This is a genomic window from Shewanella woodyi ATCC 51908 (genome assembly GCF_000019525.1).
In the GTDB taxonomy this organism is placed as follows: Bacteria; Pseudomonadota; Gammaproteobacteria; order Enterobacterales; family Shewanellaceae; genus Shewanella; species Shewanella woodyi.
In genome coordinates this window covers 1626844-1653578 of sequence record NC_010506.1, presented here as the reverse complement: position 1 = coordinate 1653578, position 26735 = coordinate 1626844, and the positions used below count along the sequence as shown (strand labels likewise).

Here is a 26735-nt window from a genome sequence, read left to right as displayed (position 1 = left end):
GGGTTTTTTACTTTATCAAATATAATTAGAAGCGGAAACTTGCACCTAGCTTGTAGGTTGTTTCACCTTTAAATGACCAAGTTGGGAAGTCATCTTGAAGTGCTGGTTTAACATCTGTTCCGGCAGCAGCTGCACCGTACTGAACATCATCTTCAGCAGTCAAGTTAACAACCTCAAGTTGTAGACCGATGTTTTCTGTAATGTTCCAACCTAATGTCACATCTAAAGTACCGAAGTCATCATGCATACGGTTACCATAGTACTTACCGTATTCACGGATCATGTACTCTGAACGCCAGTTATATGCAGCACGAGCAGAGAAATCATCATTTTCCCAGAAGCCCACTAAGTTAGCAGTGTGCTCAGATGACTCAGTAAATATACCTATGCTGTCAGTATATACTTCAGAAGGCGCTGTACCGTTGGCAAATGTGTAGTTAGCGTTAACACCAAAACCATTGTCCCATGCGTGAATTAACTGAAGCTCGATACCGTCAATCTGACCATCATTGGCATTTTCAAAGTTATTCACGGTCCAATCATCAGCTGGAGTTTCTAGATCATTGTTAATCACGCCAATCTGTTGGTTGTACTTAGTTGTTGCAACGATAAAATCACTGATATCTTTAGTGAAGTAAGTTGCTGAAACTAGGTTACCGTCGCCATAATAGTACTCAAGACTTACATCAACCTGTGAAGACTTCATTGGCTTCAGTCCAGGATTTCCGTAAGTAATCTCTTCGTTACCACGACGATCATCTGGGTAGCCAGAAACACTTGATAGGAACAAGTTATCATAGTTAGGACGTGTAATAGCTTGAGCTGCTGCAAAACGAATGATTACGTCTTGAGTCACATTATAGGAAAGGTTAAAGCTTGGTAAAACATCTGCGTAATCATCACTCTCACTATGAACTTCTTCACTCCAACCAGCATTAACGCCAAGTTTATCAGCAGGAGAGTTATCGATGACATGGCCGCTAGAGGTCACATCAGTACTGATATAGCGCACACCGAAGTTACCGCGGAAATCGTCGCCTTGGAATGAGAACATACCGTAAATAGATAAGTTATCTTCTTCAATTAAACCATAGGCAGCACGGTTATAAACAAACTCATCAACAAGAGAGACAGTTGAGTCTATCATCGCATCTAGGTTTGCTTTAGGGATTGTCCAACCGTCATAACCTAACTTCATCGTACCGCTGTATAGATCAGAAGTATTGAATGAGTTCGCTTTATTTGGATCATAAACTGCTTTGTTCTCAGACTTTTCAAACTCATGCTGAGTATAGCGAATACCTGTTTCAAACTTAGTTAAGATGCCCATATCAATATCAAAGTCGGCATCGAACTGAACATAATTTTCTTCATCACGGTTAGGACCTTGTACACCAGTCCATTGTGACGTTCCTACTGTCGTATCCAGTTGATCTTGAGTGAAGCTCATATCACGACCATTGATGTCGATCTGCTTACCTGTTGCATCAACCGTACCGGCCCATTTTACTTGACCGAAGTTATCACCCCACCAGCCATAACCGAAGTTTGCACTCATTTGAGTACCACCCTCAGCTTTAGTATTACCAGCAACGGCAGATAGTGTATAGCCATCACCTTCATACTCAGCATTAAGCTCGAAAGTATCAGATGTCATCTCACCTTTACGAGCCCAGTTCTGATAGAAAACATCTGTTGGTGCACTTTCAGGAGTGACACTTAACACACAAACACCAGCAGCATTGAACTTCTGACAGTTAGAGTCACCAGCGCCCCAGTTTGTGTCAGTTTCAATGTACATGTTAGCACCAATACTATCGGCACCTAACTGCATAGATAGAATGTGCGCACCAAACTCAAGATTATCAGTCGGTCTAAATTGAATTGTTGCATCTACCGCTGTACGCTCTTGCTCTTGAAGGAAGCTTGAAGGCTGAATTGATGAACGTCCGCCCCAATCTAAGTCGGCTTCAGTCCCTGTACGTAGATACTCACGATCGATATATGAACCCGCAAGAAGGATACCGAATGTTTCTGACTCGTTCTTCCAGCTATATAGACCAGAAAGCTCTGGAGCCCACTCTTCATTAACAGTTCCGTATTCGCCTTTTACGGATCCAAATACTGAGTTGGCTTCCATATCAAGTGGTTTACGTGTTTTTACAATAACAGTACCACCGATACCACCTTCGACAAGGTTAGCTTGGCTCGACTTGTAGACTTCCATCCCGCCAATAAGCTCAGATGGCAGCATTGAATAATTGAAAGAGCGATCAACGTTCATCTGATCATACCAACCAGTTGAAGCGACATTTTGACCGTTCAAAGTAGTCAACGTCATCAAGGGATCAGTACCACGAATTGACACAGAGCTACCTTGACCAAAAGTACGCCCAACACTCACACCAGGGACACGACCCAATGCTTGTCCTACGTCTGAATCAGGAAACTTGCCAATATCTTCTGCAGTTACGGCATCAACAACAGCATTTGAAAAACGTTTCTCATTAATGTTGGCTTTATTTGAAGCACGAAGACCACGCACTTCAATCTTCTCAATATTTTCATCTGCTGTAGGTGCAGAGTCCGCTTCAGCTGCCACAGCAGACATAGAGACTGCCGTACCAAGCATTAAAGCGATATTTGTCGCTAATATACTTTTCTTAAAATTAGATGTTCGCATCTCGTTTCCCTTCCATAACTCTATTTTATTTTTTTTAGTATCCATAACCATTCCCTAATGGAATGACAACGCTGTCATGTTCAGAACAAACATTACACAATTATTAACCCGCGCGCTACAAGAAAATAACCGAGAAAGCCTTTTTTAAGTTTATTTGCACAATTTTCTTACACCAGTATTGTTCTAATCGGGATTTGTAAATCAAGTGTTAATATGGCTTCTAGCCACACAGTAAGAGAAAATAACTTAGATGAATTGTATATAAGAGATTTGAAAATTGAATTTGTCGTTTGCTTATTAGAGTAAAAATTCGCACTATAGTCGTAACAAATTGAAAAACTTTTCTTTGTAAAGCTAAAAGAGCAAGCATATAAACGGCTATTTCACATGCTTAGATTTATGCATAATGCATTGATATTAAAGAGCGTTAAACAAAATGAAAGTAACTATAAACGACGTTGCCAAGTATGCTGGCGTCTCAATAAAGACAGTTTCTAGAGTCACGAATAATGAACCTTCGGTTAAACAAGCGACCGTAGATAAAGTCAATGAAGCGATAAAAGCACTCGACTATCAACCTAACCTAGCCGCTCGAAATTTGGCAGGAACTAAGTCTTATGTGATTGGTTTTATATATGATAACCCAAATGCTTATTACGTTATTGATATGCAAAATGGCATTCTCTCTTCTTGTAAAGATATGGGCTACGAGCTATTGATCCACCCATGTAACGCCAAGTCTGACAGCATTTGTGACGAGCTCACAACCATGGTAAAGCACGCCAGACTAGCGGGGTTAGTGCTCACCCCACCTCTGTCTGAAGACCCTAAAGTGTTAAAAGCATTGGATGAAATAGATGCAAACTATGTCCGAATTATTGCTGGAGATAAGATCAAAGAGGACACAGGATTGGCGGTACTCGTCAATGACAAACATGGCGCGGTGTCAATCACTCAGCACCTTATCGATCTGGGTCATAAGAAAATTGCTTTTCTTAGCGGGGATCAACATCATGAGTCTACAAAAGAGCGCTTGACAGGTTTCACTCAGGCGATGACAAGCAACAAGCTTGACGTAGATGAGAAGGATATTATCGCTGGCCAATACTCCTTTGAATCAGGCGTAGAAGGCGCAAAAGAGCTATTAAGCAGAGATAAAATTGATAGACCAACTGCGATAGTCGCCTGTAACGATGAAATAGCAGCTGGGGCACTTTTTGCAGCTCGCCTTGAGGGGGTAGAGATACCAAACCAGCTCTCAATTGTCGGTTTTGAGGATAGCCCATTCTCCAGGCAAACTTGGCCAAAGCTCACAACCGTACATCAGCCAAATCAAAAAATAGCTCAAATAGCCACTGAGTTACTGATAGCTAAAAGGCGCTCTATAAGTGCTGAACAAGCTAAAATATTCATTCCAGAACCCGTCATTAGAGACTCCAGCTCGGAAGCCTCAAACTAGCTCGACTTGTAAACTGGAATTAAAAATGCCGCAATAGATTTGCGGCATTTTCATATAAAACTCTTATAACAAGAAGAAATTAGACGGCCTCTTCGTTCTCTTCACCAGTACGGATCCGTATCACTCGCTCTATCTCAGTAACAAAGATCTTTCCGTCACCAATTTTACCTGTACGGGCCGTATCGACAATGACCTCTAACGCTTGATCTAACAGTTCATCCTGGATAACTAATTCTATTTTCACTTTAGGCAAAAAATCAACCATATATTCAGCTCCACGATATAACTCTGTGTGGCCCTTTTGACGCCCAAAACCTTTTACCTCTGAAACCGTCATCCCGGTTATACCAATTTCAGCAAGCGATTCCCGCACATCATCTAATTTAAATGGCTTAATAATGGCTTCGACCTTCTTCATCAAACTCTCCTAGTCACTTGCTTAAATGGATAAAAATCATTAATGATTAAGCTTACCATGTGTATCTCTTTTCCCCAAAGGCAAATATCATTTTCCTATTACTGGGTGACTCCACTTTGCAAACAGTATCAAAAACTCATTAGCTTAATTATTAGTCTATAATTGTCAAAAAATCACCTCAAAAATGTTTTTCAAAAATACACTGAATTACTGGATGTAAATCAGCTAATCATCAAGGATGAAATATGAAGACACAACTAGGTTTTACCTTAGTGGAGTGCATCTCTACCTTAGCCGTATCCACCATTCTCATCTCTGTCGGCGTACCACAATTCAATTCTCTGTATGAATATTTTCGCTCTGATACCTCTATACGCCGAATACAGCAATCTCTCCAACTCGCTAGAAATTATGCGATTAACTACTCAATAAGAGTAACGGTCTGCCCTATGGAGGAGGGGCGATGCTCAAAAGATTGGAGGATTGGACTAACAGTATTTACCGACTTAGGTGAGAAGAATCTACTTGATGGAGATGATAGAATAATATTTAAAACAAACCCTTTTAATTCAAGGGATTTTATAACATACAACCGTTCGGCAATTCGCTTCCAGCCAACAGGTTTAGCATCAGGAACAAACGGAACCCTAAAATATTGTCCCTCTAGCATTGATAGTGAACACTCCTCAGCCTTAATTGTAAACCAAGCTGGTCGTGTAAGGTTTTCAAAACAGAAGGTAATAACCTGCGATTAGAGAGCCAAACAAACGTTATCTTTATTTGTGCCAAAAAAACCTTAACTGCCAATATATTGGCTCATTTTTTTATCATTAAAGTGCAGATAAAACATACATTTTCACTTATACTGTAATGAGTAGATGTGAGGATTTATGCAATGTTAACACTAGAAAAGGGTTTCACCTTAGTAGAGCTTATGGTGACACTTGTCATTGGTATGATATTGATCACTGTTGGTGTTCCCTCTTTCACAGAGATGTACCAAGGATATAGAGCTGAGAGTGAAATTAGAAAAGTACAACAATACCTAATGTTTGCCAGAAGCCAAGCAGTCAGCTATGGTGCCAGAGTCACTGTATGTCCCATTTCAGGCACTAGTTGTGGCTCTGATTGGAAGTCAGGTTTCAGCATCTTTATTGATAATGGCGCAGCGGCAACTATAGATTCAACAAATGGCGTAACAGATCCCATCATCAAACAGGTAGATGCATTTAACAGCAAAGACTTTTTTACCTATGCAGGAAGCTCTGTGAGCTTTACACCGGATGGGCTTATTCCAACCAATTCAACAGTCGGTACTTTTTCATACTGCCCGGGCTCTACAACCAGCGAAAACTCACGTGGTGTAGAGGTCAGTTCCTCAGGAAAGGTTCGCTTTTCTGACTCTATTATCAATTGTACTTCTTATTAAGCGGTTATAACTTAATGTAGTGTCACCTTATCAACTTTTTTAGCGTCCGCAGATTCAAAGTTTTCATTGGTGTGCACACACTCTTGTACAGTTTTAATGAAATACTTTTTCCCTCTCTTATTAGTATTTGTACGTCCAACTAATTTTGCCATCTTGAGTTTTAACTCATCAGTTTTCCACCGGTAAAAAACAACTTTATCTCCATCTGTTGAGTTTACAAAACATTTATAATCTTGTTTTTCGCTCGCCACAGTCGTTGCAGATAGACTAAATAAGAAGATGGATATCATAAAACGTTTCATTACCAACACTCCGTAGGTGTTTTTGCACCTGTATCTGTAATTTGAATCGTTGCACAAGCACTATCTCGAGTCGCTTGGACTCCTAGCGCAGTTGCAACTAGAACAAAACTGCCAGTCCCTGTTGAATCAACGCTATAAAGGTTACTTTGTGTCACAAAGGGATCTGCACCTACACCAAGCTCGTTCATATCTTCCGTGTAAGTTCTATTATCTAAATAAAACTGCTCCTGTAGATTTGAGATCCTTAGCAGCGATGTATGTGCCTCTGCTCTAGCCCCCTCGGCAACATATTCAGTATATGAGGGGTAAGCTATTGCTGTTAATATTCCAATAATTGCAATACCAACCATTAACTCTACTAGCGTAAAACCATTTCTCATTTTCATCTTCAATTCTCTACCTACTCATCGATATGATAATAGATCTTATTAACGCCTAAACCCGCCCCTACATTAATGGTTCCTGTTGGCGCTCCATCTTTAATCTCTCCTTTCCCTACACCAATAATATAGATATAGGGGTCTTCACCTGTTTCTGGAGCTGGGACCACTATTTGAGGGGTATCTGGTACACGCTCTCCTAACTCATAATAGACATTCTCATAACTTCGCGTCCCTCTATGAAGATCAAACACATATAATCGACCTTGACCAGAGCTACTACAAATTAGATCTGAAACCTCGTTCACTGACGGTAAGAAAGAGGTAAAGAAAACCTTGCCATCGATAATTAGAGCCGCAGTTAAAGACTTTTCACCAGAACCCGTAAAATCAAAGTACCATCCCCGCTTTGTTCCAAAGGAGATATTTTCAGCCTCGGTAACTGGTGGTGTAGAGGTAACATTGTAGAGTTTACTCATATCTAGCACTTCTGGAACAGGCTCCCCTATCACACTTCGAGTGACGACATTACGATCTTGCAGTACAAAGAACTTGTCTGAAGTCACTACACTCGTAGGGTGGGGACGACTGCCACTACCAATAACAACGGCATCATAGGGAACATTTTGATATGAGGTAGTTGTCGTTGTCGCGCCCTCTCCATCAGTCACTTCAACTTCGGAGATGTTACTGAAAGTCGTTTGAGCCACAGCAGGCTCCGCAAAAAAACGCCTATCATTAATGGCTGTACTTCCACCTAGATCTGCAAACTTATAAGAGCTCCATGTACTCCTTGTTGACTCTGCTAGATCAATCCTCCATACATGACCACCTACATCCGTGGCATAGATTCTATCGGTGTCACCATCATTGTTGCTGTCCAAAATCGCAACAGAGTTTGGAATACTGTCAACAAGTCCATCCATTTTAGTCCCGCCAACTCCAGTATCTGTAAATGCATGCACTAAGGCACCTGTATCGGCATCAACTATATAGATAGCTTTGCCTTTACTCGCAGCAGTACTAGGAACAGTATCAGCATCATAAAGCGGAGCATCATAACCGCCACCAAATATCAGAACAGGACCAGAATGCCCCGGAATAGTCGTCACAATAGGTTCAGACCAAGACTGCCCAAGCTCAGCAAAACCTGAACTATCAGGAGTTATAATCCATTTAACACTAGGCGAATCTGGAGAGGTGACATCTAGTGCATAATAGGAGGAACCACCACGGCGCATCCCCATAAACACCCAAGCTTTATTCACTCTCCCTGACGAGTCAGTCTCAGTGTAAGAAACAGGGGAACCATCCATGCCGTAAATATAATGGCCACCATTAGCCACATTTTGTTTCAACACAGGAACATTGCTTAAGAGTTCTGTAGGGATAAAAGCCCAACTCTCTTCAACTTCATCTCCTGTATCTTTAAACATATGAACTAAGCCTTGATTAGTTCCTAAAACAATACGGATATCAGGGCTCGTCTTTGTGCCAAAGTTCAGCGCTAATGGCTTTGAGTGCAGAGGATCTCCCATAATATCACTGCGATAATCAGTTGCACTTCCACCTGGGTTATCACCATCAACATCATAACCATATAACCACTTAACCGTATCACTGACATCGGCTTCAACTATCCCCATACTGGTTGAGAGAATGGATTCTGAAACTTGAGCAAGATCCGACATAGGGTTAGTCAAATTTGAGTAGATAGTACGAGCACTTATCCCGGTAGAGGGTGTTGCTCTCTGTAGGGCTTCTATTACTCCCCCCTCTAGAACACTTTTGCCATCAGACTTACTTGTGCATAAGCTCCAGAAAGTACATGCGGTGTCTTTAATATCTCCAGCATCACCGATAGCAACACCACCAGACTTATCCACCAGAACACCACCTGAAGTCACTTTAAGCTTTTTAAGGTTACCACTCCATCTAGGGCCTCTCCCTGGTAGAAACATCGCATAATAGGCCGCATCAAAAGTTTGAGTTCTATCAAAGTTATTACTTGCGATACTAGGAGAGGTAAAACTGGCATCAGTCTCCATAATAGATAGGAGTGCATCATTCATGGCGGCAACGAGTCCTAAGCCTCCCGTAGCTTGGAAATAACCGGTATTAACACCATTATCATCGACTTTGTTCCCGCCTCTCCTCGCAGTTTCTTTCAATAGCGCTTCGGCATCCTCAGCACCAGAGCTAAAACCGATAGTAAAGGTTTTAACTGTTTGCATATGCTCTCTTGTAGAGCCATCACTCAAAGTCTCTGGTGAAGTGACTAGATCGTTATGATAAAGATAACTTGCTAACGCTGGGAGATAACTTGGAGAGCTTAAGCCTGGATCAGAGAAAACAGAATAATCTGGAGCAACCACTTTATCATCAGCCTTCTCTGTTACTCCACTAGCTGTGAGTGTTGTTATATCTGTATCAGCGAAGGTGTCTTGAGTTGGCACACCATCAGTAATATAGATAACGTAGGCTATATCAGGGCAAACTCTAAATGGCGAGGAGTAGTTCAGACCAGACTCTGCGCTAGTATCTCTAGGAGGTTTATTACCATCATACCAACTTGAGTAATCAGAATCCTTTTTACCATAAAGCACTGGCTTACCCGAAAAGTACTTATAAGCTTCAAATAAAGTTTCACAAAGAGGGGTGTTTGTATCTGCTGGGATCCCATCTATGGTAGATAAAAGCGCAGTTTTATTTGCCGGAGACATCTTCTGTATCTTAGACACGATTCTCCCGCCATCTCGGTAGCCCTCTGATGGATAGTTCATATTAAACAGAGCTAACCCAAAATCTATCGAGGTATTCGTGTTAATCACTGTCTCAATTGCCGTTTTCGCAATGTCTAAACGAGATTGTGGGCTAGTTGGTAACGCGTCAGCAACAGCAGCCGCATGCCAGCGAAGATAATTGGCCGTATAGAGAGTAACTGCTTCACCTAACCCAAGCTGAGTATCTCCGCCTGTTGTGCTATAGGGCTTAGGGGTATTACCCTGTCTCATTCCATCGACAGGAAAACCGTCACCATGGGCATTACCATCTTTGTCTTTGGCATTGATAGGATCATTTTCCTGAATATCCTCAAGGCAATCTATGGTGTCATAGTTAGCCCCACTGTTATCTCGTAACTCCCCCCAAGAGCCCGTTTTCCCCTTTATTCTATACTCACCAACAAAGCCAGTGAAACGCCCATACCGCTCAATAAGATCCCAGCTTTGATGACAGCCATTGATATCTTTTAAAAAGCGTCTTGAATCAGAGGGGCTTAAGGGAATGTCCATACCAGCATTATCGATACCTATCCCTTTTGTGAAGTAGATCTTATCATCTTGATACGCGTGGGCTGAGCTAATGGGTTCATAGGTGGTGGTGGAATCATAAGCGCCAGGTGCATCCTCCTCAATGGTAGTCATGCTTCCTGAGTTATCAAAAATTATCAATACTTTAGGGTTCGCTCCCGTTCTTACAGAAGACTCTACAACATAGAGATCAGTATCATCAGCAAAGGTTCCTGCCGATATACCAACTAAAACAAATAAAGCTACGCATGCAACATGTTTAACTATCATCTTTTAACTCCCAGTAAGCACTTCTTGCTCTACGCCGCCCACAACCGTTAACCGTCCCATATTGTTTCGACCAAAACTGGAAACACTCGTAATTTCAGAGCGACGGCAACTGATTAAATTCGATGAACTTGCATTTGCACTGCGCTGACAACTGACATCATCAAGTTGTAATGGTGTTATCGTACTTGCCACCCCTAACATAGTGCCCGCATTCATCTCCCCAGTTAAATTGGCGAGTGCAACCCCTTGATTACTATCAATGACACTATCGAGTGCGCCATGTGCTGCAGCCATCGCTTCAACCCGTTCAGACCCAGCTCCAGCCATCCGAATAGACTGGGTAGAATTAACAGCCAGAGCCACACCAATCACCGTCATGATGACAAGTACAATTAGCGAAAAGAATAAGATCATTCCTTCTTGCTTCTTCATCTATTTACTCCAAAACATTTCACATGTGCCGTGAAAATGAATATTGACTATCTGATGAGTACTGGATTTTCAAGTACAACAGTAGTCGACACCACTTTACGCCTAAAATTATCACCTGTAGCAGCAACTGTTTTATCACCTAAAACATAATCGGTATTATTGGTATAACTGTTGTCAGCTTCTACTGCACGAACTAAGACAAATATCCTAAGAGCAACTAGGCGTTGGAACAGTTCGTTATCCCACATTAGGTTTGTCACATTTTGCACTGGCATAAAACTATCAGCGGTATTGTCACCATCATTGTCAAATCCATATAACACTCTGATATTTTCGATACCTTCAACAAGCTGGTCTTCATTGGCCATGCCGTTATTAACACTTAACGTTCTGCGCCTTAATACTGGGATATCACCATCATTAGCTATGTAGTAAACATGATGTTGATACTCCCAAAATCTAGCATTTGCCAAGACAGGAGGGGCGGGGTTTCCCACAAAAAAGATTGCCTGATTAGGCGTTGCAGCCACGTAATATCGCGTATTTAAATTGGGAGTGGTTGTTGCAGGTCCAATTAACCTTTTTATTTGAAGAACATCAGTGCCACTATTAACGCTATTTAAACAAGCAAGTGAATCCCCACTAACTCCACTTTCATAACCCCAAAGACGTCTGAAATGGGAAGGGGTATTGTTGGGTAAACTGGCATTATTCGCGCCAGCACCAACACAATCGTTTGGAACCCCCCCAGCAGGGATCTGTGTATTTGCCCCAAGAACAAAATCAGTCCCTGTCATGTCCCCCATAAAACCAAGTTGACTTATATCTCTCTCAACCAAAGCAAGCGCAATGCGGCCATTTTCTTGCAATTGATTAAACTGACTCGTGGTCGTGACATTGGTTGCCGACATATTAAACATGGAAAACAAACCAGCAGAGAGAAACAGTCCTATGACCATCGCCACCATAAGCTCAACTAGGGAGAAACCCGAAACTTGTATGCCCTTATTTCGCATTAACTGTCTCATCTATATGATCACTGTATTAATTGAATAAACTCGGCGTCTGTCACTACTCGAGCCACACCCTTTAATGAAAGCAGCATTATCACCTGCTGCATTAGCAGTTCCATCTGAGAGCGCTCTAATTCCTCTCCATGTCATCACAACCAGCACCTGCCCATTGGCTTGAGTCCTGATGCAGGCCGTTGGAGTATCTAGCCCTCCAACATCACGTCCACTGAGTTGCTCTGAAGCGCCACCAAAAAGCTGCTCCCACTGGTAAAGATCCCAAAGCCGAGTTTCAACATTAGTGCAGACCACAGCGGGGCCACCCGCAGCAACATCACACGAAGTCCCTGGCTGTGATAATCCACCGCTATAAGTACCGTTATAGTTAATTAATTGAGAGCGATTAAGTTTCATGCGATTGATGATATCGTTAACATAGTAGGAAGCTTGAGTCTGCTGAAATGACTCAAAGCTGCTTCTCTTCGAAACAATATGTAGATTAAAGATGCCAATTAAGCCGATCACTAAAATGACCAGCGACACTAACACCTCAATTAAAGAGAACCCTTTCGTCCCATTATTCATCTGCGTCAATTGTCCTTCATTCGCCATATTATTGACGGTTAAAAATCTTATTTACCCGTTAAAAATCTGAAAGTTAGCAGTAATACCCCACTATATAGGTTAATCATAGTTTAGTCGAATGTTAGCCGCTAGTAATATTAGTGTATAAGAAGTCTCATCATTAGAACCTGAGTGAAAATCAGACATAAAAAAGGAGGCTATGAGCCTCCTTAAACTAAAAATTAAACCAGCAGGATTATCACCTTAACTCGGCAGGAACAGCGAAAACCGTATCCTCTTTACGCCCTTCAACTTCAGTGATCACGCTAGGTGCCAATTGTGCTATTGCATCAATAACCTGCTGAACCAGTACTTCTGGTGCAGATGCACCTGCTGTAACCGCAACTTTTGTAACACCTTCAAACCAACTTGAATCGATATCATCAGAGTTATCGACTAAATAAGATTGTGTGCCTCTCTTCTGTGCAAGTTCACGAAGACGGTTGGAATTAGAGCTATTTTTAGAACCAACAACAATAAATAGATCAACATCGTCAGCGACATTTCTTACCGCATCTTGTCTGTTCTGGGTTGCATAACAGATATCATCTTTACGAGGCCCCTGTATACTTGGGAAGCGAGATTGAAGCGCCTCAATAACATCGGCAGTATCATCCATAGAGAGCGTGGTTTGAGTAACAAAACAGAGGTTATTTGGATCTTTAACCTCTAACGATTCGACATCCGCTGGGGACTCAACTAATAATACTCCCCCCTCAGGGTTATCATATTGCCCCATGGTCCCCTCAACCTCAGGATGACCTGCATGACCAATAAGAATGCACTCAATCCCTTTGCGACTAGCTCTGGTAACCTGTAGGTGAACTTTAGTAACAAGTGGACAGGTCGCATCAAACACCTTCAAACCACGATGTTTAGCCTCTTTCCTTACAGCTTGCGAAACACCATGAGCACTGAAAATCACAATACTGTTATCTGGAACCTGATCTAACTCTTCTACAAAAACCGCACCGCGATCTTTCAAGTTTTGCACCACATAGCGGTTATGAACCACTTCATGGCGAACATAAATAGGTGCAGGAAACAGTTCTAAAGCTCGCTCTACAATACTGATAGCTCTATCCACTCCGGCGCAAAAGCCCCGAGGGTTAGCTAACTTGATCTGAAGATTCTGGGCTACTTGCATACGTTATAATACCTGTACAACTTCAAGCTCAAAGGTGACCACTTGGCCGGCTAGAGGATGGTTTAAATCGACGGTAATGGAGTCTCCAGCCACTTCGCGGATCATGCCTGGAATTTCACTGCCACCCGGTCCACCAAAACTGACTATCACACCAGGTTCAAGGCTCATATCTGCAGGAAACTTGCTTCTGTCCATATGGTGAATTGCATCAGGGTTTGACTCTCCAAACGCATCAACTGCTTGCAGCGTAAAGCTATGCTTATCACCTTGAGCTAAATTCGTTATCTCAGCTTCAAAAGCGGGACTTAAGCTGTCATCACCAATATTGAGTCTGGCAGGCTTACCCGATGCTTTAGTACTATCGGCTGTAGAGCCATCTTCGAGCACGATATTCATATGACATACAATAGAACGTGTATCAGACAAGGTAACTACTCCTTCGCAGTATTATTATTTTCTTGAGCTTTTTTTTTCTTATCATCTCGCTCGGTAATAATGGAGTCAATAATGATCAAAGCGGCACCAACACAAATAGCAGAATCAGCAATATTAAATGCCGGAAAGTGGCTTGTGTTCCAATAAAAATGCAAAAAGTCGACCACATAGCCATGTTGAAGGCGGTCAATCAAATTACCTAACGCGCCACCTATCACTAAGGTGTAAGCCAAATTCAAACGCCACATCTGCCTTGGTTGTTTTCTTAACCAAATGGTCAGTAATGTACTAAAGCCAACTGCCACGAAGGTAAAGAACCATCGTTGCCAGCCCCCTGCATCACTTAAAAAACTAAAAGCAGCCCCATAGTTTCGTAGGTAGGTGAAGTTAAAGAAAGGCAATAACTCCACCGATTCACGCAACTCAAAATTAGCTAATACCCATTGCTTAGATAGCTGATCGGCAATAAACACCAATACAACCATCCAATACCAACGCAAGCCACTGTCTTTCCAGTTAGTTGGCATCTATCGATCCTTTTAAATCTCAATATTGCTTCGCAATCACTTAAAGAAGCGGAACCCTTTAAGCATGCAAATTAGATAGCAGAAAAAACAACGGCTCCTCAAGAGCCGTTGCAATTACCTATTTAAGCGAACTGACGAACTTCGCCATCACCTTCAATGTTGGTTACGCAGCGTGTACATAGCGTTGGATGGGTTGCAACTTGTCCAACATCTTCTCTATGGTGCCAGCAACGCTCACACTTTTCGGTTTCCGCCTTTTTAAGCCCTAGCTTAAGCGAGCTTAACTCTGTTTCTATCGCATCAGCAGGCGCTGCTGACAGGTCAAGAATTTGAGTCTTAGAGGTAAGCAGTACAAATCTCAGCTCATCACCTAAGGTCGCTAAAGCAGTCGACAAGGCATCATCGGCATAGAGAGTTATCTCAGCTTCAAGTGAACCACCGACCTGCTTCTCACGTCGAGCCTGCTCAATCACCTTGTTCACTTCACCGCGCACGGTTAAAAGCTCAGACCAGAAATCATCACTTAAATCAGACTCTAGCGTGACTGACTTAAGCCCTTGGAACCACTCTTGCGTGAAGACATACTTATCACGTTGACCTGGCAATAACTGCCACACTTCATCTGCGGTAAAGCTTAAGATTGGCGCAATCCAACGAACCATAGCTTCAGAGATCAGGTACAAGGCACTTTGACAACTACGACGAGCATGGCTGTCACCTTTAGCAGTGTACTGTCTGTCTTTAATGATATCTAAATAGAAACTACCCAATTCAACAGAGCAGAACTGCATCAATTTCTGTGTCACAACGTGGAAGTTATACTGCTCGTATGCTTCTAGTAGCTCCTCTTGTAGCGCAGCAGCCCGGCGAACAGCCCAGCGATCCAACGCAACCATCTCTTCAACGGCAACCAGATCTGTCTCTGGATTAAAGCCATTGATGTTAGCCAGCAGGAATCGAGCTGTATTACGAATACGGCGATACGCATCTGCGCTACGCTTTAAGATCTCATCAGACACAGTCATCTCGCCACTGTAATCTGTCGCTGCAACCCAAAGACGCAGAATATCGGCACCCAATTTATTGGTCACGGTCTGAGGAGCAATCACATTACCCACAGACTTTGACATCTTGCGACCATTACCATCTACGGTAAAACCATGGGTTAGCACTTGCTTATAAGGTGCTTTACCATTCATCGCAGTTGAGATCATCAAAGATGACATAAACCAGCCACGATGTTGATCGCTACCCTCTAGGTAAAGGTCAATATCATGACCTTGAAACTCAGGACGTGAGGCTACAACTGACGAGAACGATGAACCTGAGTCGTACCACACGTCTAAGGTATCAGTCACTTTACGATACTGATCAGCTTCTTCACCTAAAAGCTCAGCGGCGTCAAGATCCCACCAAGCCTGGATCCCTTCTTGCTCAATCTTATTCGCAACACGCTCCATAAGAGAGCTACTGTCCGGGTGAAGCTCTTCGGTTTCGCGGTGCACAAACAGTGCAATCGGTACTCCCCAAGTACGTTGACGAGAGATACACCAATCAGGACGGTTTTCAACCATCTTCTCGATACGGCTCTGCCCCCAATCAGGGATCCACTGAGTCTGTTCAATCTCATTGAGCGCTTGCTTTCTTAAACCCTTCTGCTCCATAGAGATAAACCACTGAGGCGTTGCTCTAAAGATAATAGGAGTTTTATGGCGCCAGCAATGAGGGTAGCTGTGAAGAATATTCTCAAGCTTGATTAACGCGCCCTTCTCTTCAAGAAGTGCAACAACATTATCATTAGCCTTAAATACATGCTGACCGGCAAAAATTTCAGTATCAGACTTATATACGCCGTTATCGCCAACTGGGTTCGCCACTTCAAGACCATACTTCTGACCCACAACAAAATCGTCTTGACCATGTCCAGGGGCGGTATGAACCACACCGGTACCTGAGTCAACAGTCACATGCTCACCCAAGATAACTGGCACATCGAAGTCATAAAATGGGTGGTTAAATCTTAGTAACTCAAGAGATTGACCGCTTGTTTTACCTAATACATTATGAGAATCAACACCATAACGCTCCATGCATGACTCAACCAAGGTCTCGGCTAAGATAACACTGCTTGTCTTATCGCCTTTAACAAACTCAACAAGGGCATACTCGATATCACCAGCAACAGATAGCGCACGGTTAGCAGGCAGCGTCCAAGGTGTGGTCGTCCAGATAACCATAGAAACTGAGCCACTGCACTCCTCTACACCAAACTTAGCAAGCAGTGTCACTTTATCGGCAGCTGCGAAAGCGACATCGATAGCTGGAGATTTTTTATCTTCGTACTCAACTTCAGCTTCAGCCAAAGCCGAGCCACACTCGGTACACCAGTGAACAGGCTTAACACCTTTGTGCAGGTGACCACTGTCGATAACTTTTGACAAAGAGCGAACAATATTGGCTTCAGTGCTGTAATCCATCGTCAGATATGGGTTGTGCCAGTCACCAAATACGCCTAGACGCATAAAGTCATCACGCTGACCATCAACCTGCTTTGCCGCATATTCACGACACTTCACACGAAACTCGGCAGCGGTAACCTTATGTCCAGGCTTACCCACTTTTTGCTCAACTTTAAGTTCAATAGGCAGACCATGACAATCCCAACCAGGAATATAAGGCGCATCAAAGCCTGACATCGTTTTAGACTTAACAATGATATCTTTTAGAATTTTATTTACTGAGTGACCAATATGAATACTGCCGTTCGCGTAAGGAGGGCCATCATGTAGAATAAAAGGCTTACGGCCAATACGACTATCGCGGATCTGTTGGTACAGATCATCTTCTGCCCACGATTTCAACATCACTGGCTCACGATTAGCCAGATTACCACGCATCGGAAACTCAGTTTCCGGCAAATTCAAAGTAGATTTATAGTCGCTCATTAATCCTATACCATTTATGTTTGCCAAAAGGCTTAACCTGCATCACAGCCAAGCAAGGCTTTGGCTTTGTCTGCATCATTGTTAATTTGTTTTCTCAGCGCTTCCAGAGACTGGAAAGGCTGTTCATCTCGAATTTTTGCTACTAACTCAACCTCAACAGTGCGCCCATACAGGTCACCATCAAAATCGAAAAGGTGTACTTCCAACTGGCACTTTTGCCCATTCACCGTCGGCCTAAACCCAACATTGGCGACACCATCATATACGTCACTATCATCCCAATACAGTTTGACGGCAAACACCCCTCTTACAGGGCTCACTTTACGTTTCAAAGCGATGTTGGCCGTAGGGAATCCTATGGTGCGCCCAATCTCTTCACCATGGGCGACTCGCCCACTCAAGGTAAAAGGGTGTCCCAATAACCGTCTAGCCTGCTCCATCTTCCCCTTAGCGAGTAAGCCCCTAATTTCAGTGGAGCTGACACGTTTATCCCCAAGAAGAAAACTTTGAGTACTGACAACAGCAAACTGATGTTTCTCACCCGAAGTCCTGAGCATATCAAAATTACCCATTCGCTCCTTACCGAAGCAAAAATCATCTCCGACAACAAGGTATTTAACACCAAGGGACTTCACCAACAACTTGTCGATAAAATCTTCGGCGGGCATCTCAGCAAACTTAGTATTGAAGTTAATGCACACTAAGCGATCGATGCCTAACTCTTCAAGCAAGACAATTTTATCCCGCAAAGTACTGAGTCTTGCAGGGGCACTATCTCCCCTAAACATCTCTTGCGGTTGAGGCTCGAACGTCATCAAAGTTGCAGGTACATTCAGTTGTCTCGCTTTTTTTACAAGCTTTGAGATAACTTCAGCGTGACCACGGTGCACTCCATCAAAGTTTCCAATGGTGAGAACACAGCCATGATGTGCTGGTAAAATATTGTTTATACCGCGGATTAGTTCCATTACATTACATAACTAGCAAGCCTAAGTGGGCGGATTATATACCAGCTGACATTGATTATCAGCAATGATCTTACTTGGTATTGCCTCTAGCCGTTATTTACAAACCCGTTTTAATTTTCCAGGGACGAATTCCCAGCACTATCATGCTGATTAAGTAACTCCCTACGCCTGCACCAATCAAGGCTAAAAGTGTTAAGGCTCGCTGTGTGAACACTTGTTGCAACCAAATATCTTGACTGGGTAAAAGTTGAATTAAAACGGTGACCATCACTATACAAGATAGCAGTGCTTTACCAAAAAAGAGCCCTGTTTGTTTGCTGACTTTATAGACATTCGCTTTAGCCAAGCCTCGGTATAGCAAAGTTGCATTGAGCAATGCTGAGAGCGAAGTGGCGATAGCTAAACCAACATAACCAAACGGAATAGCAAAGATCACATTAAATACCATGTTACTCACCATCGCAATAATGCCATAACGCACAGGTGTTTTAGTATCTTGCCTCGAATAATACCCAGGGGCTAATACCTTGATAAGCATGAAACTTAACAGGCCACTGCCATAGGCCATCAAGCTGTAAGAGGCCATTTCAACATCATCGACTGTAAAGGCACCACGCATAAACAGCACCATCAGCATAGGCTTGGCTAACAATATCAGGCCACACATAGCGGGCATGCCGAGTAACAAGATAGCTTTAACGCCCCAATCCATGGTTTTTGCAAACCCGCCCCCCTCATCATTCACATGTTTTTTAGACAATGCAGGAAGGATGACAGTGGCAATCGCAATACCAAACAGACCTAAAGGAAACTCTAATAGTCGATCAGAGTAGTAAAGCCAGCTGATGGAGCCGGTCATTAGATAACTGGCAATAAAAGTATCAAATAGAAGGTTAATTTGTGAAACCGACACCCCAAATATGGCCGGGATCATTAAGGTGCGGATCTTGACCACTCCAGGATAATGCCAACCCCAAGATGGCTTAACTAACGCCCTTTCGTTCAGCAGGAAAGGAATTTGAAACAGAAACTGAATTAAACCACCAAAAAACACCCCAAGCGCGAGTCCCAATTCAGGACTTTCAAGCTTTGGTGAGAGAAAAAGCGCCGCGCAGATAATAGCAATATTCAAAAAGACGGGCGTGAATGCTGACACCGCGAATCGCCCACGAGTATTAAGAATAGAGCCCGCCATGGCTGTAAACGTGATAAACCAAAGATAGGGGAAAGTGATCTTGAGCAGCAAAGACGCTAGTTCAAACTTCTCACCACTAGGCTCATCATTTAACCAGGCGACAAACCAGCCATTGGCAAATAATGCCATCAATAACGGGGAGCCAATTACACCAACTAAGGTGACAACACTCACCAAAATACCTAAGGTACCCGTTACTTTTGAGATCAGTTCACGCACCTCGTCAGGTGAATGTTTCTGCTGGTATTCGGTAAATACGGGAACAAAGGCTTGTGAAAAAGCCCCTTCGGCAAATAAACGTCTTAAAAAGTTAGGGATTTTATTCGCTAAGATAAAAACATCGGCGCCACTTCCGGCTCCCATCAAATTAGCGATAACGACATCTCTGATTAATCCCATGACACGGGAAACTAACGTCATGACACTCACAATGATGCCTGACTTAACTAATTTTTTACTCAAAATATGCCCAGAAATATACCGAGAAGCCCAGAAGAATCGTCTCAATAATTTGATTTTCCCTCTGTCACCTTCTCACAATAGCTGCTAGAATTGCGCTCCATCTTACACGAGTTAGGTTGAAGATAGCCAAGCAGGCTGAATTATTTATCTTTAAGATAAAGATTCAACTATTGTCATTGACAAAGTGACAAAAATGAGGCATATTCCCGACCTTTAAAATATCTAACCCTTTTAGGAGTTGCACCTTGGCTAATAGCAAGTCTGCAAAGAAGCGCGCGCTTCAATCTGAAAAGCGTCGTCAGCATAACGCTAGCCGTCGCTCAATGTTACGTTCATACGTAAAGAAAGTTATCGCAGCTATTCAAGCTGGCGATCACGCTGCGGCGACTGAAGCATTTAATGCTGCACAACCAATCCTTGACCGTATGGCAACTAAAGGCCTTATTCACAAGAATAAAGCTGCCCGTCATAAGGCTCGCCTAAACACAAGAATCAAAGCACTAGCTGCTTAATTCTGAGTTTTGCGATAAAAAACCGGCTTAGGCCGGTTTTTTTATGTCTAAATTTTAATAAGACAGACATAAAAAAACTGACAAAACAGTCAGTTTTGTCAGTTTTTAATACCAATAGGTATTTCCTTCCACTTAATGACAGTAGATGTTATTGAGCAACTTAATGATCTCTGACACCTCTTGACTCTTCAGTGAATAATAAACGGTTTGTGCCTCTTTACGGGTTTCGACTAAATTATCTTTTCTTAACCAAGCTAAATGCTGAGACAGAGCAGATTGACTTAATCCCAATTTCTTATTCATCTCACCAACACACATCTCCCCTTCGCTAAGAAGGTAGCACAGGATAAAGAGACGGCGTTCATTAGCTAAAGCTTTCAACATTACAACGGCGTGGTCAGCACGTTGCTGCATTAATTCGATATTCATTACGAGCAAATTCTCCTAAAACAATCCCCGCCACTAATATAGCCTTGCCTAACGGATATAGTCGGGACATAAAGCACACTTTTTGCTAGATTGTTTTCAAAAATGGGACATAAGTAATAAAAACAAAGGAAACTTATGCAAAACTATCGTCGTACCTTACTCATGGCTTCTCTTTTAGTGCCACTTTTATCCTGCCAACACACACAGCCAAAATCGGAAAACATTCAGATTTCCGAACAGTTACAGCAGCAAGCTCTCGCCTCCTCCCTGGCCTATGATCTTGTCGAATCTCTCACCGTAGAGGTTGGGCCAAGATTAGCAGGCAGTGAAAAAGATCTTATTGCCGTTCAGTGGGCAGAAGATAAATTAACAACACTCGGTTTCGATAAGGTTTATAAGGAGCCAGTAAAAGTCCCTGTATGGGATAGAGGTGATGCCAAAGCGATGGTGGTCGCCCCCTATCCTCAAGGCTTAGTCATCACAGCCCTAGGTGGCAGTGTCGCCACACCAATTGACGGGATCACCGCCCCTATTGTCCGTTTTGATACCCTCGCCGCACTCAAAGCAGCACCAGAGGGAGCATTAACAGGAAAAATAGCCTTCATCGACCATAAAACTGAGCGACACACCACAGGCAAAGGCTATGGCAAAACGGTAGGCGGACGTTCACGGGGCGCAGTGGCAGCCGCTTCCAAAGGCGCCTTGGCCATTGTTATTCGCTCCATAGGCACAGATCATGACCGTATGGCTCACACTGGTGCAATGCGCTATCAAGACGATGTGCCGCGTATTCCTGCCGCCGCATTATCATCACCCGATGCTGACCAACTCAACTTAATGCTAAAACGAGATGAGAATGTAGTGCTGCAGCTTAAGATGTCACCACAAAGTCATGGATACGCTACTTCCTATAATGTTATCGCCGAGGTAACTGGTGCCACAAAGCCCGATGAGATAGTGCTTATAGGCGCACATTTAGACTCGTGGGATGAGGGCACAGGCGCATTGGATGACGGGGCAGGAGTCGGTATCGTGACAGCGGCAGGTAAACTTATTCAAGACTTACCACAAAAACCTGCCAGAACCATTCGAGTCGTACTTTACGCAGCAGAAGAGCTTGGCCTGATTGGCGGTAAAGCTTACGCCAAAGCCCATAAAGATGAACTTGCAAAGCACTATATCGCCGCAGAGTCTGATTTTGGCGCAGGGCTTATCTACCAGATCGACTACCGCGTCTCAGAGCAGGCCTTTAAAGATGTGCTAGCGATTAGCAAACCTATGACAGCAAATGGTGTCGCAATGGGCACCAACACCGCCTCTGGTGGCCCAGATGTCTCTATGCTGCCTAAACAAGGCGTCCCAGTCGCATCATTAAGGCAAGATGGCCGAGACTATTTTGATTATCACCACACCCCTAATGATACGTTAGATAAGGTTAATCCCGAATCGTTACAGCAGAACGTGGCAGCCTACGCACAGTTTGCTTATCTAATGGCTCAATCAGAGATTGATTTACGTCCCTTGGCAACTAAGTAGATATTGCTAAATAGCTGTTTAGCGATCAGCTTTATTTTTGCCTCATCAATTAAGCCACCGTTTATCTATAATGGTGGTTTAATTGCTTCGAATGAAGCTGGATTACATTTTCTTGTTTAGCTTCTGGCTGATTTGCCATTTGGTAATGTGTTTGAAGGTCTTACCTTCATTGCTGCTTATTGCTTCCAGCAGGGTTATGTGCAGATACTTCTGTGACACGACACAAGTATATCCCTATAGTCTCGGCCGTGACATCTGATGTGAATGGATTCACGAATGCCGTGGTGACATGGATGTCATAGAACGGCCATGTCACGGACGGTCACAGCCGCACCTACACTTGGTTATTTTTCTCTTCGATTTGACTTTATTTAGCAGTGTTCGTAACTCACGAATAAGATGGTACGCCCCAACCTGCCCCAAAGTTGGCTAGCCTTCGAATGAAGGCTGATTACATTTTCTTGTTTAGCTTCTGGCTGGTTTGATATTTGATGTTGTGTTTGAAAGTAGTACCTTCATGGTTGTCTATCGCTTCCAGCGGGGGAGTGTGCAGATACTCCTACGAGACGCCGCTAGCACGTCTGACCTACACGGATAGTAGGAAATGCAGAAAAATGTCTGGAACATTTTCTGCCCTGTGGGCTTTACGGCAGCTTCCATGCTGCCAAAACTCGTAGCCGCACCTACACCTGTTCATCTATCTCTTCGATTTGGTTTAACTGGCAGAATTTTGTAAATGGTTTTTGCCCCTTTATTTGCTATTCACAGCAATTCATCCTATGCAGCACAGACCTCTTTTTCAGCACTTCTTTCATCAGTCGGAAAGGTAAGGACTCCGTCTAACGATAACCTCTAAGTTCATCAGTGTTTGCACTTATGTACAGTAGTATCGGTTTTGTGCGGTAAACCTCTAAATGTTGCGCAATCAGTTCACGGTTTGTTATTGAGTGGAAATAGAAATAGATGTAAATTCAAGTAACTAAAAACGCGCTTGCTCGGTTTGCAGGAGATACGAGGCAAACAAAGTGTGCATTCTCGTTTTTCCAGGAGGTGTGTTTAGACTAATCGTTGTAAATGATTATAAATCAGACGATTAAGCACATACACTTTTACTGGTCTAACTTGATAAACGCGCAAGGCGTGTATACAAATGTTATATGCACAAGGAGGTTTCGGTGGAAGAGTTAGCCGAAGGAGCAATAAAAACTATTCTTAGGTTGATCCGTTTTATCCTTATAGAAGCTATTTGTGAGTTTCTTATCTATTGGGTTGGTCGCATATTTTTGTTAGTTGTCACATTGGGTAATTACCCTCGTGGCAAGCAAGCTGAAGAACATGAAGGTCGCATCATTTGTACAGGGATAGTGGTCATCATATTAAGTATTGTTCTAATCAGCATATATGTGTAAATTGGCATATAACAAGCTAATTAATAAGGATAAAAAACAGTTGACTATTTTCGTTCCTCAACATTTTAGCCAACAATTTTTTGCCCATTATTAGGGCGTTACTGCATTGTCGAACACCATAGATTTACTAATCCCACTACTCACCTTTAGAGCCCTAGTTCTAACAAGCTTATGTCCAAAAATGAGCTAGCAACCAGAAGAACCGACATCGAAGAGATAAACAGTCAGGTGTGAATACGGCTGTGGGCTTCGGTTTCAAGGATGAAACCGCAGAGCGGCCAAGGATGGCTTCACAGCGTCCCGCAGAAGTATTTACACATTAGGCATGCTGCAAGCAATAGATGTCAATGAAGCTATGGTACTTAGTAAACCTCCAAATACCATATTAGTAAAATGAACCCAAAAAATGAAATAGGCCTTTATTTGAAGGCCGACAAATTTATTATTCTTCTCGTTTAAAAACCGGTGAAGCAGCCGTAGATTCGGCTTCGCAGTAATAGTACCCAGCCATATCAAACTTGTTTAGCTCTTCAAGGTTACTGACCTTATTATCAAGAATGTACCTCACCATCATGCCCCGAGCTTTCTTGGCAAAGAAGCTTATCACCTTGTATTGACCATTTTTACGATCTTTAAAAACAGGGGTGATGATAGTGCCGTTGACCAGCTTAGGCTTAACCGCTTTGAAGTATTCATTTGATGCTAGATTCACTAAAAGCTCATCCCCCTGCTCCTTCAGCGATGCGTTAACTTCATCTGTTATCACATCTCCCCAAAACTGATAAAGGTTGGTGCCTTTAGCATTGGCTAAGCGTGTACCCATCTCTAAACGATAAGGCTGCATCAAATCCAGCGGCTTTAATAGGCCATATAAGCCCGACAAGATGCGTAACTGACTCTGAGCTCGACTTAGACTGTCCTCTGATAAACTGTCGGCATCTAAGCCTGTGTAGACATCACCGCGAAACGCATACACAGCTTGTTTGGCGTTGCCTGTGGTAAACCTTGGGCTCCAGCTCTCAAAGCGGGCGGCATTTAAGCCAGCAATTTTGTCACTGACCTTCATGAGTGAGGCGATATCAGCTGGGGTGAGCTTACGACACTCCTCGATTAACTGTTCACTGTACTGAGTTAACTTAGGGAGAGTATATTCAGTCGTCGCCGCAGGGTTGTCATAGTCTAAGGTTTTTGCTGGTGAAACTAAAACTAACATCACTAATCCTCATTGAACTTTATTGCTGATTATCATACTGATACCAACATAAAAAAACCACGCTATTAAGCGTGGTTTTTTAGATTGCACTAATTCAGTTAACCAAACAAAGGGCTAAGTAAATTACGCTTAATTCGTTTCTGCAGAACTTTTAGCCGTTTTTTGATTTTTGTTCACCCAGATCCCGCCCTCTAAATTATCGATTTCGGGAAACTTTGTGCTATCAAAAGTTGGTGTTACGCCAGATTTAAGCTGAAGCTCATAGTCTTTAATCACGGAATAGGCCACCTTAGAGAGCATCACAATCGCAGCGATATTAACCAGAGCCATCAATCCCATCGACACATCAGCAAAGTTCCACACTAAGCTTAACGATGCCACAGAGCCCACCATGACCATGGCTAACACTAGGCCGCGGAAGATGAAGAGTACTTTTTTGCTCTTAGTTAAAAACATAACATTGCTTTCTGCGTAGCTGTAGTTAGCAATAATTGAGGAGAAGCAGAAGAGGATAATCGCAAATGCCAAGAAATAAGATGACCAAGCACCTAGCTCATTATTTAACGCTAACTGCAGCAATCCTATCCCCTCTTGTCCATTTGGTGCATCGAGTACACCAGAGAGCATGATGATCGCAGCTGAGGAGCTACAGATAACGATGGTATCAACAAAAACACCGATCATCTGTACAAAGCCCTGAGACGCTGGGTGATTAGGGTTCGGTGTCGCCGATGCCGCAATATTAGCCGCGCTGCCCATACCCGCTTCATTGGAGAATAAACCACGTGCAATACCGGCCATCATAGCGCCCATCGCGCCACCAGCGGCCTCTTCCCAACCTAACGCACTCTTAACGATCAGTGATAGTGCTGCAGGAACCTGCTCGATATTGGTGACAAGTACCAGTAAGGCTATCGCTAAGTAAGCCACCGCCATCACAGGCACAATCAGTTCAGATGCCTTGGCAACCTTCTTTAATCCACCACAAATAATGTAAGCAGAGGCAAGTACAATAACAAGACCAATGAATGTTTTATCGAAACCAAATGCATTATTAAGTGCATCTGTCATGGTGTTGGCTTGCACAGAGTTAAAAGCGAAACCAAAAGCAATAATAAGCAGTATAGAGAAGATAGTCCCCATCCAGCGTTTGCCCAGTCCACGCTCCATATAATAAGCGGGACCACCACGGTACTGACCTTCACTGTCTTTGACTTTGTAGACTTGAGCCAGAGTCGACTCAATAAAGGCCGTTGCCATACCTAGCATAGCAATAAGCCACATCCAAAATATCGCGCCGGCGCCACCTACTGTGATAGCAACAGCCACACCAGCCATATTGCCGGTACCGACTCGCGCCGCCATCGAGGTACAAAACACCTGGAATGAGGAGATCCCGTCAATCTTCTCACGCCCTTGAATAACGAGTTTGACACCATGTCCGAATAAACGAAACTGGATAAAACCTAAGCGTAGTGTAAATAGGACACCTGCTGCGACTAACACATAGATAAGCACACTGCCCCAAAGCAGGCCATTTGTGTAGTTGATCGCAGACTCGATCCACATCATTAATTTTTCAAACATAAGCTAATTTTTATCCCCATGACAAATATCGGTCTGATAGCTTTACCTTACC

Annotated in this window: 24 protein-coding genes; 7 read left to right on the top strand and 17 right to left on the bottom strand. The window is 43.1% G+C overall.

Annotated elements, in window-relative coordinates; translation table 11 throughout:
• Positions 1–25: 25 nt before the first annotated feature.
• Positions 26–2683, bottom strand: a complete 2658-nt coding sequence (locus tag SWOO_RS06640) for a TonB-dependent receptor (RefSeq protein ID WP_041418008.1) — start codon at positions 2681–2683, stop codon at positions 26–28.
• A 436-nt stretch (positions 2684–3119) separates the two neighbouring features.
• On the opposite strand from SWOO_RS06640, the gene SWOO_RS06635 reads away from it, so the two are divergent.
• Positions 3120–4142 carry a LacI family DNA-binding transcriptional regulator gene (locus SWOO_RS06635; RefSeq protein ID WP_012323942.1) on the top strand — a complete coding sequence of 341 codons (1023 nt, stop codon included), beginning with the start codon at positions 3120–3122 and terminating at the stop codon, positions 4140–4142.
• Between the two features lie 79 nt (positions 4143–4221).
• Here SWOO_RS06635 and SWOO_RS06630 read toward each other — a convergent pair whose 3' ends face one another.
• Positions 4222–4560 carry a P-II family nitrogen regulator gene (locus SWOO_RS06630; RefSeq protein WP_012323941.1) on the bottom strand — a complete coding sequence of 113 codons (339 nt, stop codon included), beginning with the start codon at positions 4558–4560 and terminating at the stop codon, positions 4222–4224.
• A gap of 245 nt (positions 4561–4805) precedes the next feature.
• Here SWOO_RS06630 and SWOO_RS06625 point away from each other — a divergent pair, with 245 nt between their 5' ends.
• The gene (locus SWOO_RS06625; RefSeq protein WP_012323940.1) at positions 4806–5315 is read left to right on the top strand and encodes a GspH/FimT family pseudopilin; all 510 of its coding nucleotides are present in this window, start codon (positions 4806–4808) and stop codon (positions 5313–5315) included.
• 140 nt (positions 5316–5455) lie between these two features.
• Positions 5456–5989, top strand: a complete 534-nt coding sequence (locus SWOO_RS06620; protein WP_012323939.1) for a GspH/FimT family pseudopilin — start codon at positions 5456–5458, stop codon at positions 5987–5989.
• An 11-nt stretch (positions 5990–6000) separates the two neighbouring features.
• Here SWOO_RS06620 and SWOO_RS06615 read toward each other — a convergent pair whose 3' ends face one another.
• The 12 genes from SWOO_RS06615 to murJ all read right to left on the bottom strand — a co-directional run bounded on the left by SWOO_RS06615 (position 6001) and on the right by murJ (position 19997).
• Positions 6001–6291: a TapY2 family type IVa secretion system protein gene (locus SWOO_RS06615; protein ID WP_012323938.1), complete on the bottom strand. Its 291-nt coding sequence runs from the start codon at positions 6289–6291 to the stop codon at positions 6001–6003.
• The gene (locus tag SWOO_RS06610; RefSeq protein WP_012323937.1) at positions 6291–6677 is read right to left on the bottom strand and encodes a type IV pilin protein; all 387 of its coding nucleotides are present in this window, start codon (positions 6675–6677) and stop codon (positions 6291–6293) included. Before SWOO_RS06610 ends, SWOO_RS06615 begins: the two co-directional genes overlap by 1 nt.
• A gap of 14 nt (positions 6678–6691) precedes the next feature.
• Positions 6692–10252, bottom strand: coding sequence for a pilus assembly protein (locus SWOO_RS06605; RefSeq protein WP_012323936.1), 3561 nt, complete (start codon positions 10250–10252; stop codon positions 6692–6694).
• Positions 10253–10255: 3 nt separating this feature from the next.
• A complete protein-coding gene (locus SWOO_RS06600) occupies positions 10256–10684 on the bottom strand; it encodes a pilus assembly PilX family protein (RefSeq protein WP_012323935.1) in 429 nt (142 codons plus the stop codon).
• A 47-nt stretch (positions 10685–10731) separates the two neighbouring features.
• Positions 10732–11712, bottom strand: coding sequence for a PilW family protein (locus SWOO_RS06595; protein ID WP_012323934.1), 981 nt, complete (start codon positions 11710–11712; stop codon positions 10732–10734).
• Complete coding sequence (gene pilV / locus SWOO_RS06590) at positions 11713–12279, bottom strand: type IV pilus modification protein PilV (RefSeq protein WP_012323933.1); 567 nt, start codon at positions 12277–12279, stop codon at positions 11713–11715.
• 238 nt (positions 12280–12517) lie between these two features.
• A complete protein-coding gene (ispH, locus tag SWOO_RS06585; protein ID WP_012323932.1) occupies positions 12518–13465 on the bottom strand; it encodes a 4-hydroxy-3-methylbut-2-enyl diphosphate reductase in 948 nt (315 codons plus the stop codon).
• Positions 13466–13468: 3 nt separating this feature from the next.
• A complete protein-coding gene (gene fkpB, locus SWOO_RS06580; protein ID WP_012323931.1) occupies positions 13469–13891 on the bottom strand; it encodes an FKBP-type peptidyl-prolyl cis-trans isomerase in 423 nt (140 codons plus the stop codon).
• A 5-nt stretch (positions 13892–13896) separates the two neighbouring features.
• Positions 13897–14427 (bottom strand): signal peptidase II, encoded by a 531-nt coding sequence (gene lspA / locus SWOO_RS06575; RefSeq protein ID WP_012323930.1) that lies wholly within the window; start codon positions 14425–14427, stop codon positions 13897–13899.
• 122 nt (positions 14428–14549) lie between these two features.
• Positions 14550–17372, bottom strand: a complete 2823-nt coding sequence (gene ileS / locus SWOO_RS06570; RefSeq protein ID WP_012323929.1) for an isoleucine--tRNA ligase — start codon at positions 17370–17372, stop codon at positions 14550–14552.
• 32 nt (positions 17373–17404) lie between these two features.
• Positions 17405–18340: a bifunctional riboflavin kinase/FAD synthetase gene (gene ribF, locus SWOO_RS06565; protein WP_012323928.1), complete on the bottom strand. Its 936-nt coding sequence runs from the start codon at positions 18338–18340 to the stop codon at positions 17405–17407.
• Positions 18341–18437: 97 nt separating this feature from the next.
• Positions 18438–19997 (bottom strand): murein biosynthesis integral membrane protein MurJ, encoded by a 1560-nt coding sequence (gene murJ, locus SWOO_RS06560; RefSeq protein WP_012323927.1) that lies wholly within the window; start codon positions 19995–19997, stop codon positions 18438–18440.
• A gap of 245 nt (positions 19998–20242) precedes the next feature.
• Between murJ and rpsT the strand changes: the two genes are divergently transcribed.
• On the top strand, positions 20243–20509 hold the full coding sequence (gene rpsT, locus SWOO_RS06555) for a 30S ribosomal protein S20 (protein WP_012323926.1): 267 nt from the start codon (positions 20243–20245) through the stop codon (positions 20507–20509).
• A 132-nt stretch (positions 20510–20641) separates the two neighbouring features.
• Here rpsT and SWOO_RS06550 read toward each other — a convergent pair whose 3' ends face one another.
• Positions 20642–20938 (bottom strand): ArsR/SmtB family transcription factor, encoded by a 297-nt coding sequence (locus SWOO_RS06550; RefSeq protein ID WP_012323925.1) that lies wholly within the window; start codon positions 20936–20938, stop codon positions 20642–20644.
• Positions 20939–21073: 135 nt separating this feature from the next.
• Between SWOO_RS06550 and SWOO_RS06545 the strand changes: the two genes are divergently transcribed.
• The 3 genes from SWOO_RS06545 (at position 21074) to SWOO_RS06540 (ending at position 23883) form a co-directional block, all read left to right on the top strand.
• The gene (locus SWOO_RS06545) at positions 21074–22474 is read left to right on the top strand and encodes a M28 family peptidase (RefSeq protein WP_012323924.1); all 1401 of its coding nucleotides are present in this window, start codon (positions 21074–21076) and stop codon (positions 22472–22474) included.
• 604 nt (positions 22475–23078) lie between these two features.
• Positions 23079–23210, top strand: coding sequence for a hypothetical protein (locus SWOO_RS26360; protein WP_267864808.1), 132 nt, complete (start codon positions 23079–23081; stop codon positions 23208–23210).
• A gap of 439 nt (positions 23211–23649) precedes the next feature.
• Entirely contained in the window at positions 23650–23883 is a 234-nt protein-coding gene (locus SWOO_RS06540; protein WP_229377316.1) for a hypothetical protein, read from the top strand.
• Between the two features lie 442 nt (positions 23884–24325).
• On the opposite strand, the gene yaaA is transcribed toward SWOO_RS06540, so the two are convergent.
• Together yaaA and SWOO_RS06530 are read right to left on the bottom strand one after the other, a co-directional pair.
• Positions 24326–25096, bottom strand: a complete 771-nt coding sequence (gene yaaA / locus SWOO_RS06535; protein ID WP_012323922.1) for a peroxide stress protein YaaA — start codon at positions 25094–25096, stop codon at positions 24326–24328.
• A 129-nt stretch (positions 25097–25225) separates the two neighbouring features.
• Positions 25226–26683 (bottom strand): alanine/glycine:cation symporter family protein, encoded by a 1458-nt coding sequence (locus SWOO_RS06530; RefSeq protein WP_012323921.1) that lies wholly within the window; start codon positions 26681–26683, stop codon positions 25226–25228.
• Positions 26684–26735 lie beyond the last annotated feature (52 nt).

Excerpts from the sequence above, each read along its gene's own strand:
- yaaA (WP_012323922.1), bottom strand. The coding sequence starts at position 25,096 with ATGTTAGTTTTAGTTTCACCAGCAAAAACCTTAGACTATGACAACCCT.
- ribF (WP_012323928.1), bottom strand. The coding sequence starts at position 18,340 with ATGGAACTAATCCGCGGTATAAACAATATTTTACCAGCACATCATGGC.
- pilV (WP_012323933.1), bottom strand. The coding sequence starts at position 12,279 with ATGAATAATGGGACGAAAGGGTTCTCTTTAATTGAGGTGTTAGTGTCG.
- SWOO_RS06620 (WP_012323939.1), top strand. The coding sequence starts at position 5,456 with ATGTTAACACTAGAAAAGGGTTTCACCTTAGTAGAGCTTATGGTGACA.
- SWOO_RS06530 (WP_012323921.1), bottom strand. The coding sequence starts at position 26,683 with ATGTTTGAAAAATTAATGATGTGGATCGAGTCTGCGATCAACTACACA.
- SWOO_RS06625 (WP_012323940.1), top strand. The coding sequence starts at position 4,806 with ATGAAGACACAACTAGGTTTTACCTTAGTGGAGTGCATCTCTACCTTA.
- SWOO_RS06635 (WP_012323942.1), top strand. The coding sequence starts at position 3,120 with ATGAAAGTAACTATAAACGACGTTGCCAAGTATGCTGGCGTCTCAATA.
- SWOO_RS06545 (WP_012323924.1), top strand. The coding sequence starts at position 21,074 with ATGCAAAACTATCGTCGTACCTTACTCATGGCTTCTCTTTTAGTGCCA.
- SWOO_RS06595 (WP_012323934.1), bottom strand. The coding sequence starts at position 11,712 with ATGAGACAGTTAATGCGAAATAAGGGCATACAAGTTTCGGGTTTCTCC.
- SWOO_RS06615 (WP_012323938.1), bottom strand. The coding sequence starts at position 6,291 with ATGAAACGTTTTATGATATCCATCTTCTTATTTAGTCTATCTGCAACG.
- SWOO_RS06630 (WP_012323941.1), bottom strand. The coding sequence starts at position 4,560 with ATGAAGAAGGTCGAAGCCATTATTAAGCCATTTAAATTAGATGATGTG.
- SWOO_RS06550 (WP_012323925.1), bottom strand. The coding sequence starts at position 20,938 with ATGAATATCGAATTAATGCAGCAACGTGCTGACCACGCCGTTGTAATG.
- ispH (WP_012323932.1), bottom strand. The coding sequence starts at position 13,465 with ATGCAAGTAGCCCAGAATCTTCAGATCAAGTTAGCTAACCCTCGGGGC.
- SWOO_RS06610 (WP_012323937.1), bottom strand. The coding sequence starts at position 6,677 with ATGAAAATGAGAAATGGTTTTACGCTAGTAGAGTTAATGGTTGGTATT.
- SWOO_RS06640 (WP_041418008.1), bottom strand. The coding sequence starts at position 2,683 with ATGCGAACATCTAATTTTAAGAAAAGTATATTAGCGACAAATATCGCT.
- ileS (WP_012323929.1), bottom strand. The coding sequence starts at position 17,372 with ATGAGCGACTATAAATCTACTTTGAATTTGCCGGAAACTGAGTTTCCG.
- SWOO_RS26360 (WP_267864808.1), top strand. The coding sequence starts at position 23,079 with ATGCAGAAAAATGTCTGGAACATTTTCTGCCCTGTGGGCTTTACGGCA.
- lspA (WP_012323930.1), bottom strand. The coding sequence starts at position 14,427 with ATGCCAACTAACTGGAAAGACAGTGGCTTGCGTTGGTATTGGATGGTT.
- SWOO_RS06600 (WP_012323935.1), bottom strand. The coding sequence starts at position 10,684 with ATGAAGAAGCAAGAAGGAATGATCTTATTCTTTTCGCTAATTGTACTT.
- SWOO_RS06605 (WP_012323936.1), bottom strand. The coding sequence starts at position 10,252 with ATGATAGTTAAACATGTTGCATGCGTAGCTTTATTTGTTTTAGTTGGT.